The following is an 11,634-nucleotide window of genomic DNA, read 5'->3' on the forward strand; positions in this document are numbered from 1 at the left end:
TTCAATTTCCCCACTGAAACCACTCCTTTAGCTTTATACTTATTATTCTATCAAATAAAAAACTGTGTGAGTAAGGAACCGTACGCATTCCTTACTTACACAGTTAATATTACACTCCCGTGAATGAAAACATAGGAAGACTAAAATCCCCCTATGTTTTTCTTATTTATTCCATTATCTGCCCTTTAGTTGAATCATTAACTCTTACCATGCCTGCATAAAAATTAGTGCCTATACGTTGTTTAACAACGAAATAGTTTTATTAAAAATAATAAAAGGGACCCTACAAGGGTCTCTTGCCATACAAATTAAAATTCACTTCACGTTTTTTTATTCCATCCTAAAATTCGTAGGATTCTCCATCATCTGGAACTAGTACATTAGACTTGATTCCTTTTTCTTTAATAAAGTTCTTTAATCCTTCTCTGGACAATCCCCAATGGTTAACTGCTTCCATATGGCTAACAATGATGGTAGCTTCAGGAGCAGCCATGTATACTTCATATATGTCTTCTTTCCCCATAATGAGGGGGCCACCTTCAAGAAATTTGTTTTCGCCACCGTTTAAAATAATAACTTCTGGTTTATAGGTATCGATGTTCTCCTGTACTTTTTCATACCAGACTGTATCACCAGCTAAATACAATGTTTCTTCATCCGGGTGTTGGAAGACAACCCCCATAACATTTCCCATGAGCTTTGCTGTTTCTCCATGTCCGTGTCGACCATCAACTTCAGTAAGTTCAACTCCATTAAAGTTTATACCTACTTCTTCTTGCATGACTTCAATATTCGTGAATCCTAATTTTTTGGCTAATTCAGCATCCTCTTCATCTTGCATAAACATCTTAATGTCCTTAGGCAGCTGTTCTTTTGCTGCTTGATCAAAGTGATCCTCATGTGTATGAGTTATGATGACAGCATCTACACCATCAAGAATCTCTTCAACGGATATTGGTAATTCAACTATTGGATTTCGATCATTTCTTTCGGCTGGAAGGAAAGGATCAAATTCACCCTTTTTAGAAAACATAGGATCAATCAAGAACTTTTGACCACCATATTCTACAGTTACTGTAGCATTTCGTATTTGCTGAATACTCATTTTTTGCTCTTGTTTTTGAGAAGCATTTTGCTCATCTACTGGTTGGGTCTCCTGAGGGCTTCCGCAAGCAGCTAATAATGCGCTCATCAGAAGTGCTGTCATTGTAAGCAAAAATGTCTTTTTAAATTTCTTCATATTTAAAAAACCTCATTTCTTAAATTTAATAATTATTTTTCATTTAAATACACAATATAGGGAGACGAAGACTCTTCTTCTTTGTTCGGCATCGGCTGAATATTAAAACCACCAGCAGCTTGAATCGTAAAGTCCGGATTTACTAGTACACCTACAGCAACTGGGGGGGAATAGTCTTTCACCTTGATCTCCCATTTTTTCCATCTCTATTAATCTTATGTTTTTAATTTACGAACTTTTTCAGGTGTTACATCATTCAAAAGCGGATCCACTATCTTCATTCCTGAAAAAGTATGGAGAACTTGTCCGCGTATGGCACGTAAATAATCTTCACGAAGCACTTGCTGCTCAACTTTTTCTGCATTTGTTAATCCTTCTTCACGCTGCTTTTTTGCTAATTCATTAATTCGCTGTAAGGAGTCAATCATGTTTTTCACCAACCTAACTAATTTCGTGTTTATTCAATAACTTCAGTATGGAAGCAACGTTTCATATGGTTAACCATCGTTTCTCCAAGATCAGTAAATGTTGCGACAGCTCATTTATGACTAGCCGTTTTTGAGTACTTCTTCGTCTGCTCCTGCAACTGTTAAAAAGTCACAAATACCGTCGTTACCCCAACAGTATGGACCTTGTAAAACGTATGGTTCGTAAAAAATCAACATAGTCTCCTTAATAGCCACGGTCTTTTAAATAATCCAAATCACTTTCGGAAAAGTGAAATGTTTGAAGATATTCAATGATTCGATCCAATTTAGCAAAGATTGCATACCCGTTTCCAAATGGTAATTTTCGAAAATACAATTCGAATCCAGCTTTTTTTGGTATGAATGTTGTCTTCCTAATAGGCTTCTACCATATTGATTTGGTACAAGTCCGTGTGAAAGGCGAAACTATCATCAATATACTTGTTCATAATACCTTCCTCCTAAACTAGCAAAATACAATCGGACTTGCTCACGATAAATAGATTTTTTTATTCGTTAGTTTCACTAATTTTCTGCAAGAGATATTTTGCAAAGTCAACAAGTCGATGTGCTTCTTCGGTCCGAAGAAACTTTACATCCAAACCATCAGGACCTAGACGGAAGCGATCCAGTGCGTCAGCATCCTTGAATATCTGATACAACAGTACCGCCCGTTCACTTAAACTAGGGGACTTTGCAATCTCTAATAAACCAACCGAATCATCCTGGTCATGGTAATAGGTGATGTAGTAGGTTTGTGTATTATATGACAAATCGTTCTTACTACAATAATCTTTGTAATACTCCGCCGCACGACTACCATGCCCCTTATCAATTCCATCATCAAGGCGGCGGGAATCATGGAATATAGCAGCCATCCCCAGTGCATCTAACTCTTCATCACTTAGACCTTTTTGATGTCCGATAAGGAGTGTCAGCAACAGAACACGTGCAGAGTGAGCTTTCGTATGCCATTCACTATCTGGCAACCAAAACTCTATTTTTTCTTCCATGAATTTATACCATCGTTCGTAGGGATTTTTTATTGGTTGACACACAGGCTCATTCAGAATACTCGCTAGAAACACCTTTCAAATCCTCCCCTGTTTTCTTATTAGCTGGATCAGCTCATTTCATCTGCACTAGTTGATCTAACACTTCCGCAATATCACCGTCGATACCAATGGATTTTGAAGCAATTACATCTGGAATAAAAAGCTCGGATCCTTTATTAAAAGTAATATAGGTTGCATTTTCCTCAAGGCTCGTTAATTTCATAAATGGGGCTTTAATCAATTGATTTCTTGCACCTACACCTAATTCCAGTAGAACTAAATTTTTACCATGAGCATTATTGATAAAATCCTGATAAGCGTGATAGCTTGTTTGCCAAGACTGACCTCTTAAGAAATTCCGGTCGACTTCGACGTGAACCTGCATTGGACCGGCACACTCTGGACACTTAGGAATCAAATCTGAAGAGACTTTTCCACCCTCTTGGCTTCGCGCCATTCTGTCCAAGATTTCATCACCTTGATAAATTTGGTCATGGCAACTATGAGAACATTGCAAATAACGACTATTGCCCTCTATTTCGAAAAGGCGTTCCCTTTGAAATCCTCCCAGTATAAAATGAGAATCTGTATTAGAGGTAACCACAAAATAATTTTTATCCTTCACCAGTTCATAAAGGTTCTTCATAACAGGACTAGCTTCCTTGTTGTTTAAAAAGTAGGCGTACATTCGACTGAAAAATGCCCACTTTTCTTCCTCGGAAGGATATGGATAAAAAGAGCCCTGTAGGATGCTACGAAATCCATACTTTTTACGAAAATCGCCAAAATGTTCTAGAAAGGAAAAATCCTCTGCAAAAATATTAAAGCCTTCAGAAATGGCGAGTCCGTTACTTGCGCCAATTACAATGCTGTCAGCTTTCATAATTTTGCTTAAAACTTCTTGATACTTCTCTTTCATATGACCCTCCATTATTTCTAAAATTTCGATGAATCTATTTTGCTTAATGAATGCGTGTAATGCGAAGCCGGATTGCCGAGTACTTGTCCAATATCCAAATCTCTTTTTTTATTTCCCGTTCAAAGCATCTTGTAAGACACGTGCAATATCTTCTTTAATGGCAAGTCCTTTTTCACTTAACTCTTGAGGAACGATCGCATCTTTAGGATTTATTGTAATGTAGTAGGCATTCGGAAAACTGTAAGTCATATTCCAAAACGGCTCTTTAATAAACATCGGTGTCATTGTTCCAACGCCTAATTCCAAGAAGAGAATCTTTTTATCTTTGTTTTCGATAAGATACTCATTGTATTTTCTTAATTCATTTCTGTAAGAGCTTCCTTCCAGAAACACATAAGAGCGCACCCATGGTTCCATTTCCTGTCCGCACTTTGGACAAAATGGAATTAACTCTGTTGGAATTCTCGTTCCATCTATGTGTGCATACATGTTCTCAACTTGCTCTTTATTAAAATAAACTTGATCATGGCAACGGGAGCCGCATTGAAAATAACGCAAATCCCCTTGAATTGGGGAAACCTTCTCTTCAGGGAAGGTTTTGGAAAACTGCGAGTCTTGATTCGTTGTAACAATGAAATAGTTTTTGCCTTGAAGTAGTTGCAATAAATCAAGATAAGGACGACCGGCTTCGGCATCATATATAAATTTGATTTCAGTTGCAAGATAAGCCCACCGTTCTTCTCTTGTAGAAAAACGATAATAAAAGCCCTCAAAAAGGTTTTTAATACCATATTTATCTGCAAATTTTCCAAAATGCTTCAGAAAATTTTCATCAGTATGATAAAAACTATGTCCGATAGCCTCAGACATCCCAGCAGCGCCACCAACCACAATCGCCTCAGCTTCTTTAATTTTCTTTAGTAATGTGTCTATGTTGTCTTGATATTGTTGTGATAACATACTTTATTTGTCCTCCTTCATAGTTGAAAATCATTGATAGTATACAAGCTCTTGAATAATGAGATCGGCTACACCTAAAAAGGCGAAGACCGCTACTGGCACCTGATAATGCAAGTAAGACATCAGCAGTTCCCTGTGTTTTTGCACGAATAGATGGATGTGTGTATCTACAATGAGACCCGTTCAGCTTATTAAGCTAAAGTTCTTAGCCAACACCAAGTAATACTAACTCACAGAAAAGTAGTACCATTGAATCTGTAGGAGCAAAAGCTGCCAGCATATTAAGGCAGCGATTATAACGCCAACCTCACCAAGTCCACCATAAAGAAAACTGGCTGCAAGTCCTTCGCCTCCAAAGATTTGTGGTAGGCTTGCACTTTCCTACCCGTCCTCTTTTAGAAGGTTTCGTTCAATAAATAATTAAGGAGCTAATGATTATCAACTACCATAATCATTAGCTCCATGTATCACTACAGAACAAATAAATGCTTAGAAACTGCACAAAATAAAATTAACATTCTCAATCAGAATGCTATCCAACAAAAGGATGCTTTATCATAAATCAGCTGCCAACAAATCTCCACTGTCAATGCTAAGTGGAGACAAATCATTAAGAACCGACTAATTGATGCTTTTGAATTTTTAAGAGAGGAAGACACATTTGTTGTTTGGAAAGTGCTTCATAAAAACGAAGAACTAATTCTTTATTGGTTTCAACTAACATGATGGTCTTACCAAATTAAAACCACAATTTCTGTCTCCCCTGATTCCTTAAAACGAATATGATTCTCCGTCATCAGGTACTAAAACATTTGAGGAGATTCCTTTTTCATTAATAAAGCTTTTTAATTCTTCTTTTGATAATGTCCAATGATTGACAGCTTCCATATGGACAGAAATGATTTTTGCATCTGGAGCAGCTTTATAAACTTCATAAATGTCATCTTTCCCCATAATTAGAGAACCACCTTCAGAGAGTTGAACATCCCCACCGTTGACAACAATGATTTTTGGTTTGTGTGTTTCAATTACTTCCTGAACAGCCTCATACCAAACAGTATCTCCAGCTACATATAAAGTTTTCTCATTTGAGTGTTTGAAGACAACGCCGCACACTAGACCAGTAGTCTTTAAAATTTCGCCTCTTCCATGCTCGCCTTTTGTTTTAATTAATTGGATTCCTTCAAAGACTGTATTCTCTTTTAAAACCTCTACATTTTGGAAGCCTGCATTTCGAATTTCAGTCGCATCTTCTTCATTTTGTGAAAATATTTTAATCTCTTTAGGCAGTGCTTCTTTAGCAGCATCATCCCAGTGATCATAATGTAGATGAGTGACAATAACAGCATCAACATTATGAATGATATCGTCAATGGATATTGGTAAACTAACTAAAGGATTATTCGAGTTGTTTTGTCTTAATGAAGGGAAAGGTGGATAAGTCCCTTTTTCTGATAACATTGGATCGATTAAAAACTTCTTTCCCGCATATTCAACGACAATTGTTGCGTTACGAATTTGATGTATATTCATATTTATTAACTCCTTTATCTTTTGAAATTTCCCTGAACAATGTATAGTCTAAACTATGGACACATGTTGATACATAGATTAAATAAAGTCTTTTGGATGTTTAACTTTATTTTCGAAAGAATTAACGAAAATAAATCAAACAGATAAAAAAATTATAGGGAAATTATGTAACAATAGCCGAATTACTGATGAAGGAATTGGGAGAAAGTTCATTTAACAGGACCAGCAGCTGTAGCTAGAGTAGAGAGAACTCTAAAATCAAAAGATTAAAAGAACCAAGAGAAGAGCATCCGATTTCGGTTGCTTTTTATTTTGTGTAGGGATATGTATATAAGCCCTAGCCTGGTAAAATCCATGTCCAAGCTAGGGCTTTTTTAGAGATTATTCACATCAAACATTGCCGTTTTATAAAGTAAACTATTTACTAATAACAATCGACACTTTATAGTTTGCATGTTTGTTTAAGTCATTTAAAAATTGGTCTAATACCTCGTTTGAGGGGAATTTACATTCAAGCAAATAGCAACCGTCTCCAGTAACTTTATAATTGTTTATTACATAGTTATCTTGTGTTTCTATAAAAGCTAAATAGGGGTGATGATGGATATTTTCGATATAAATATTAAGAAAAGCATGTATAGAGAAGCCTAATTTCACTTGATTCACTTCAATACTACATCCTTTTATTATGCCATTTTCTAATAACTTTTCTACTCTTGATGCGGTTGCTGGTGCAGTGAGATGTACTTTTTCCCCTAATTTTTTCATTGTAAGGCGACTATTTTTAGACAGCTCATCGATTATTTTTTTATCTATTTCATCAATCATTTTCTTGTATCCTTTCTGAAATAATAAGATGTATTTTACATAGTTTGTTCGCTGTACATTTTTTTATGTTTGCTTAGAACTTTAAAAACAAAACACGCTTTGATATTGCTGATGCCTTAGATTACTAAGCACTCTTGATCAATAAGAAATTAAGAGCTACCTTAAATATCCTCCATTATTAATATCAAATGTTGCACCTGTATAATGCTTGGATTTTTCTGACAATAAAAAAACAACCGTATCCGCAACATCTTCAGGCATTACAGGTGTATTTATGAGACCGTGGGTTACATACTCCTCTTTTCTCCAATCAGGAATTGTAGCCATCATCGGGGTGTTCACCATCGTAGGAGCCACAGCATTAACTCTTATATAGGGTGAAAAATTCATTGCACAGCTTTTGGTCAAACCAAGTATGGCAGCTTTTGATAGGCCATAAATGGCATCAGAACTTCCTTCAATGCCTGAGACGGACGACATATTTACAATTACTCCCTGACGTTGAGTTTGGAACAACTTCTTGCCAAATAATTGTGTAAAATAAATAAACCCCTTTACATTGATATCTAGAACTCTATCAATTTCATTAACTTGATAGTTCATTATATTTTGAGCTAAATAAATTCCTGCATTATTAACTAATCCATTTACGTCAGAATGTTCTGCTTCAACATATTCAAAAAATGTAACTACCTCTTCATATTTACTAACATCTAACTGGTAGGTATACAAAAAATAAGCATCATCTAGTCTCTGCTTTAACTCTGTTAATGCCTCTGCATTAATATCACAAGCTATTACTGATGCACCTTCATCTAAACACTGTTTTACAACCGCTTTTCCGATTCCAGATGCAGCACCCGTTACGATAATCTTCTTATTTTTCAGCACAAGCAAAACTCCTCACTATCCTATTTTATAGAAAATTGTATCATAAGAGTCACTCTCTACCTTCTACAACAAACCTGCCCTTGATCTATTAAAAATACGATACCTCGTTATGGAAGTATCGCTATCTATCATTCAAGGATAAATTTTGTAATTGTGCTTTCAAAGCCAACTACAGCTTTACCAAGGAATTATCTCAAGATTTGGCCACTTTTCTTTCCATTTACTTGCTTTATTTTCAAAAATTTCTTTGGTCACCATACGTTTATTTGGCCTAACCACCAAAGAAAATAAATCATCCAATTGGTATGGCGCATAAATGCTGAATAAATCATTTTTCTCCATTCTTACTCCTATAGCAGTTGCAGTGGTTGGCCAGCTATCAATTGCAGCTTCAAGTGAAAGGTATGGTTTTATAGGAAAACCATACTTACTTTCATACCACAAATGTACCCTTGCTTGATTTTTTACGTCCAACTTAAATTGGAGATCCCCAAGTTGAGTTATAAGTTCAAATTTAAGTTCGTTCTCTCTTTCAGATGTCATATCTCCACTGTCATAATAAACGATATCGATGTCTGAAATGCCATAATCTAAGGCATAACCAGATTTCTCATTCCAAATTGTGTTTGTGATACATCCTGCACCTACGTAGTAATCAAATGGCAAATTTAATTTTTTTAGAACCTGCAAAACTCTAGTTAATGGTTCACTCTTTGAAATAGTTTCTACTAATAATTCTTCATAAATATTATTCATATTCTATCTCCATCGTTTTATTTAACTAACTTTAGCTGGTTTTCTGTTATAAACAAGTGCTTATCTCCCTTGGGATAAATCACTGGGTATCATCTAGTACCTACGATAATTACTATATAAATAAACTCTTCACACAATATTTTTTTATTTTTTCGTATACCTAAAATCTAAGCTATATATTATAATTAGTTTTATTTTGAATTAGGAGCAAAAATATGAAAACAACAATTCCTTGTCCTCATTGTTCTAAACCCATTACTGTAGAGGATTTCAAAAACTTCTCGAACCCTTTTACAATGAAATGCCCACATTGTAAAACAAAAATAAAGGAAACTAAAGTTACAATTCCACTACTGTTGATAGCTTTAGTAATCATTCCATTGTTTATTTACTTAGGAGCAACAATTAAAAATGTATTATCAGAAATCATGCCCTTTTTAGTTGAAGTTCCTACTATATTATTTTTCATCATTTTTTTATATCCAATCTATGCTTTATATGAAAGATTTAATGGATACATCATTGTAACTAAAGGAGAGCTAAAGGTAAAAAACAAATAGAACCGATTACTTTACTCTAACTTTTTATGTGCTTCGATTGCGAATGAATGATAGTCATATTTAATTTGTTCATTCATGATAAGAAACAGTAAAATTCTAGGAAGAAAGCAGGAATATTATGTTAGATATATTGTGGTATTGCTACTTAGGGTTTTTAGCAATAGCAGCTATTGGAATACTCATCACCGGTTATAAAAAACCTTTTGCTATTCTAGATTTTATCATTTCCATCATAACCTGGATTGGTTTGTTTGGTTACGTTACGAATAAACAAATTCTTTTTCCTTTTGTATGGAAAATTGTATTTGTAGCTGGGCTATTATGGGATGTTTACTTTAGTTTCAAAAAGTTTAATGAAGAGGTAAATGATGATGAAACACCTAAGTTCATTAAGTTTTGTATTTTTGTGATTACATTTATAATCTTAATCGGACCGCTATACTTTGGCTTATTTCATTATGCATTTAAGTAAGCAATCATTATTTCTCATTATCCCCAGCGATCTTAAGAGATTAGTTGAAATAAGCGCTATCCTTGTTCTAGGATAGCGCCCAATTCTGAATAAGCACATATATATTTTTTTGCCTAGTATCAAGAAACAAACAACAGCATAGCTTCATCTTTAGTAGCTGTTATTCGAAAAAATTCTACTAAAGATTCAAAATTCTCTACTAGATATTCCTTATCTTCTTCCGTCCATTCTCCTTCAAATGGATAAATATCAAGCTTATTCATATCTTTTACTTTGTAACGAGAAGTAAAATCTCTAACAGAAACTGATTCAAGTGCAGTTGCAATTTCTTTTACCTCTTCTACTTCTAAATACCTAAGAGGCCCATACCCTAGGTCATCACCAATTTCAGTTCCTCCAAAAATAGCTAAACCTAATGTAGATTCAAAAGTCTGTTCTAAATCAGCAATTCCAGTTAGCAAATAGTAAATCCCATGCCACGCTTTATCAATATCAAATTCTCTGTCCTCTAACTCCTCGTTTTCAAACACAACATCCTCGATTTCTTCCGGATGTGATTTTATATAACTTAGAAAATCTGTTGATATACGTATATAGCTTGCAACCATGCCCATATTTTTCACTCCAACTATTTAAATATAATTACTTTGTATATTGACTAAATGGTTCTATTTCATATGTAATTACTTTTTATAATAACTCCTGGATTGTGGAAGATTATTGCACCACTTTATGTAGTAACGCACACGTTACTTTAAGTGTAATTTATCACAAACTTGCTTTTTACCAGTAATAATTAACAACTTATCGCTATATCTTCCGAATTTTTTTAAAAAATTAGGTTTCCCTACTTCCTCAAAGTATCTATTCCATTTAAACATTTTAAAGAATATTTTGAATGTAGGTTTGTAATTTGAATCTTCTAAGCGAAGTTTTTGAAAAACAAATCTTTTAATTATGCGATAGGTTCTTATCGCATAATTTGTATCTAAAAAAATAATTAAATCTGCATTCCGAAAGCTGTTTGCCACCCAATCTTCATTGTGGACCCCTTCAATAATCCAAGTTTCTGAATTAATTATTGAATTTAAACAATCTTGTCTTTCTTTATCACTTCTTCTAACATCCCCAGATTTGTCCCTTATCCAAACAACATTATCTAATTCATAAAAAGGGACATTTAAAATAAGGGATAATTCTTTAGCTAAAGTAGTTTTTCCACTTCCAACGGAGCCGATAATATGTATTCTTTTAGGAATTGTATTCTTCAAATTTGCTCTCTCCTATAATGAATATAAAGTTAATGCTTTCGATATAGGTGGAGAGAAATCCTCTTTCTTGTTTAACTGACCTGCCCCTATAGTTGAACAAGAAAAAGCGATACTTCGATAAAGAAGCATCACTACCGAGTTGCATCAGTTAAGACTCTATTAGTGCAATAATTACTGTGAATTTTTGTAAGAGTAACTTTGACTTTATTATTTATGTCGCCAATTATATATCAAGGTAGCCAATAAATTTGCTCCTAAAAATACTACTCCCTGTGCGTGGAAATGAATCTGCTGCGTTTCAAACCCCATTTTCTCATAATATTCATTTTGAGAAAGTCCCAGCTTTATCCGCTCCTTTTCTCTTTCTTTTAGTGCTTCAATGTACCTATATTGAAATGGTAAAAGAAATATCGATAACAAGATATACCCACCAATCACTAAAAAAAGTATGTTCATATTCCCCACTCCCCTTTTTATCCAAAAAAATCACTTATTATATTTATATACGAATGTAACTTGTAAGTGTTTCATTTTTATGAAGCTAAATAGCACCTTTAGTTCAATAATCAAAACCACCAGTGAGAACTGGTGGTTTGCTCTGCGGCTAAAAGCCTCTCTTTCCGGCCTCGGCCTTAAAGGCCCACTGAATGGGTTTCCCTTTTGCACCACATTTACTCACTAA

Annotated in this window: 15 protein-coding genes and 2 pseudogenes; 2 read left to right on the forward strand and 15 right to left on the reverse strand. The window is 34.6% G+C overall.

Annotation, left to right across the window (positions count from 1 at the left end; genetic code table 11):
* Positions 1–340 precede the first annotated feature (340 nt).
* The 12 genes and pseudogenes from ACTJJ9_RS25275 to ACTJJ9_RS25330 form a co-directional block, all read right to left on the reverse strand.
* The gene (locus ACTJJ9_RS25275) at positions 341–1,105 is read right to left on the reverse strand and encodes an MBL fold metallo-hydrolase (RefSeq protein ID WP_145585108.1); all 765 of its coding nucleotides are present in this window, start codon (positions 1,103–1,105) and stop codon (positions 341–343) included.
* Between the two features lie 167 nt (positions 1,106–1,272).
* Positions 1,273–1,422 carry a hypothetical protein gene (locus ACTJJ9_RS25280; RefSeq protein ID WP_440768990.1) on the reverse strand — a complete coding sequence of 50 codons (150 nt, stop codon included), beginning with the start codon at positions 1,420–1,422 and terminating at the stop codon, positions 1,273–1,275.
* A gap of 33 nt (positions 1,423–1,455) precedes the next feature.
* Positions 1,456–1,668, reverse strand: a complete 213-nt coding sequence (locus tag ACTJJ9_RS25285) for a DUF896 domain-containing protein (protein ID WP_186324338.1) — start codon at positions 1,666–1,668, stop codon at positions 1,456–1,458.
* Positions 1,669–1,915: 247 nt separating this feature from the next.
* Positions 1,916–2,156: pseudogene (locus ACTJJ9_RS25290) on the reverse strand (nicotinate phosphoribosyltransferase); the annotation flags it as partial.
* 60 nt (positions 2,157–2,216) lie between these two features.
* Positions 2,217–2,720: an HD domain-containing protein gene (locus ACTJJ9_RS25295; protein ID WP_222124796.1), complete on the reverse strand. Its 504-nt coding sequence runs from the start codon at positions 2,718–2,720 to the stop codon at positions 2,217–2,219.
* A gap of 115 nt (positions 2,721–2,835) precedes the next feature.
* A complete protein-coding gene (locus ACTJJ9_RS25300; RefSeq protein WP_145585087.1) occupies positions 2,836–3,681 on the reverse strand; it encodes a hypothetical protein in 846 nt (281 codons plus the stop codon).
* A 108-nt stretch (positions 3,682–3,789) separates the two neighbouring features.
* Positions 3,790–4,641 carry an NAD-dependent protein deacetylase gene (locus tag ACTJJ9_RS25305; RefSeq protein WP_145585089.1) on the reverse strand — a complete coding sequence of 284 codons (852 nt, stop codon included), beginning with the start codon at positions 4,639–4,641 and terminating at the stop codon, positions 3,790–3,792.
* A gap of 88 nt (positions 4,642–4,729) precedes the next feature.
* Positions 4,730–4,921, reverse strand: a pseudogene (locus tag ACTJJ9_RS25310) (MFS transporter); the annotation flags it as partial.
* Between the two features lie 491 nt (positions 4,922–5,412).
* Complete coding sequence (locus tag ACTJJ9_RS25315) at positions 5,413–6,174, reverse strand: MBL fold metallo-hydrolase (RefSeq protein WP_145585091.1); 762 nt, start codon at positions 6,172–6,174, stop codon at positions 5,413–5,415.
* Between the two features lie 417 nt (positions 6,175–6,591).
* Entirely contained in the window at positions 6,592–7,002 is a 411-nt protein-coding gene (lrpA, locus tag ACTJJ9_RS25320; protein ID WP_145585093.1) for a transcriptional regulator LrpA, read from the reverse strand.
* A 156-nt stretch (positions 7,003–7,158) separates the two neighbouring features.
* Positions 7,159–7,893 carry an SDR family oxidoreductase gene (locus ACTJJ9_RS25325; protein WP_145585095.1) on the reverse strand — a complete coding sequence of 245 codons (735 nt, stop codon included), beginning with the start codon at positions 7,891–7,893 and terminating at the stop codon, positions 7,159–7,161.
* A 177-nt stretch (positions 7,894–8,070) separates the two neighbouring features.
* Positions 8,071–8,649: a nucleotidyltransferase family protein gene (locus ACTJJ9_RS25330; RefSeq protein WP_145585097.1), complete on the reverse strand. Its 579-nt coding sequence runs from the start codon at positions 8,647–8,649 to the stop codon at positions 8,071–8,073.
* Between the two features lie 215 nt (positions 8,650–8,864).
* Here ACTJJ9_RS25330 and ACTJJ9_RS25335 point away from each other — a divergent pair, with 215 nt between their 5' ends.
* Both ACTJJ9_RS25335 and ACTJJ9_RS25340 read left to right on the forward strand, forming a co-directional pair.
* Positions 8,865–9,209: a hypothetical protein gene (locus ACTJJ9_RS25335; protein WP_145585099.1), complete on the forward strand. Its 345-nt coding sequence runs from the start codon at positions 8,865–8,867 to the stop codon at positions 9,207–9,209.
* Positions 9,210–9,327: 118 nt separating this feature from the next.
* Positions 9,328–9,681, forward strand: coding sequence for a hypothetical protein (locus ACTJJ9_RS25340; protein ID WP_145585101.1), 354 nt, complete (start codon positions 9,328–9,330; stop codon positions 9,679–9,681).
* A 119-nt stretch (positions 9,682–9,800) separates the two neighbouring features.
* On the opposite strand, the gene ACTJJ9_RS25345 is transcribed toward ACTJJ9_RS25340, so the two are convergent.
* The 3 genes from ACTJJ9_RS25345 to ACTJJ9_RS25355 all read right to left on the reverse strand — a co-directional run bounded on the left by ACTJJ9_RS25345 (position 9,801) and on the right by ACTJJ9_RS25355 (position 11,408).
* Entirely contained in the window at positions 9,801–10,295 is a 495-nt protein-coding gene (locus ACTJJ9_RS25345) for a YfbM family protein (RefSeq protein ID WP_145585103.1), read from the reverse strand.
* A 135-nt stretch (positions 10,296–10,430) separates the two neighbouring features.
* A complete protein-coding gene (locus ACTJJ9_RS25350) occupies positions 10,431–10,952 on the reverse strand; it encodes an AAA family ATPase (RefSeq protein ID WP_145585105.1) in 522 nt (173 codons plus the stop codon).
* 207 nt (positions 10,953–11,159) lie between these two features.
* On the reverse strand, positions 11,160–11,408 hold the full coding sequence (locus tag ACTJJ9_RS25355; protein WP_145585106.1) for a DUF3949 domain-containing protein: 249 nt from the start codon (positions 11,406–11,408) through the stop codon (positions 11,160–11,162).
* Positions 11,409–11,634 lie beyond the last annotated feature (226 nt).

Origin of the sequence: Metabacillus sp. 22489 (genome assembly GCF_052044855.1) — a bacterium.
Taxonomy (GTDB): domain Bacteria; phylum Bacillota; class Bacilli; order Bacillales; family Bacillaceae; genus Metabacillus; species Metabacillus niabensis.

Coding starts and splice junctions, on each gene's coding strand:
- ACTJJ9_RS25295 (WP_222124796.1), bottom strand. CDS start 2,720: ATGGAAGAAAAAATAGAGTTTTGGTTGCCAGATAGTGAATGGCATACG.
- ACTJJ9_RS25345 (WP_145585103.1), bottom strand. CDS start 10,295: ATGGGCATGGTTGCAAGCTATATACGTATATCAACAGATTTTCTAAGT.
- ACTJJ9_RS25285 (WP_186324338.1), bottom strand. CDS start 1,668: ATGATTGACTCCTTACAGCGAATTAATGAATTAGCAAAAAAGCAGCGT.
- ACTJJ9_RS25340 (WP_145585101.1), top strand. CDS start 9,328: ATGTTAGATATATTGTGGTATTGCTACTTAGGGTTTTTAGCAATAGCA.
- ACTJJ9_RS25330 (WP_145585097.1), bottom strand. CDS start 8,649: ATGAATAATATTTATGAAGAATTATTAGTAGAAACTATTTCAAAGAGT.
- ACTJJ9_RS25275 (WP_145585108.1), bottom strand. CDS start 1,105: ATGAGTATTCAGCAAATACGAAATGCTACAGTAACTGTAGAATATGGT.
- ACTJJ9_RS25305 (WP_145585089.1), bottom strand. CDS start 4,641: ATGTTATCACAACAATATCAAGACAACATAGACACATTACTAAAGAAA.
- lrpA (WP_145585093.1), bottom strand. CDS start 7,002: ATGATTGATGAAATAGATAAAAAAATAATCGATGAGCTGTCTAAAAAT.
- ACTJJ9_RS25315 (WP_145585091.1), bottom strand. CDS start 6,174: ATGAATATACATCAAATTCGTAACGCAACAATTGTCGTTGAATATGCG.
- ACTJJ9_RS25300 (WP_145585087.1), bottom strand. CDS start 3,681: ATGAAAGAGAAGTATCAAGAAGTTTTAAGCAAAATTATGAAAGCTGAC.
- ACTJJ9_RS25355 (WP_145585106.1), bottom strand. CDS start 11,408: ATGAACATACTTTTTTTAGTGATTGGTGGGTATATCTTGTTATCGATA.
- ACTJJ9_RS25335 (WP_145585099.1), top strand. CDS start 8,865: ATGAAAACAACAATTCCTTGTCCTCATTGTTCTAAACCCATTACTGTA.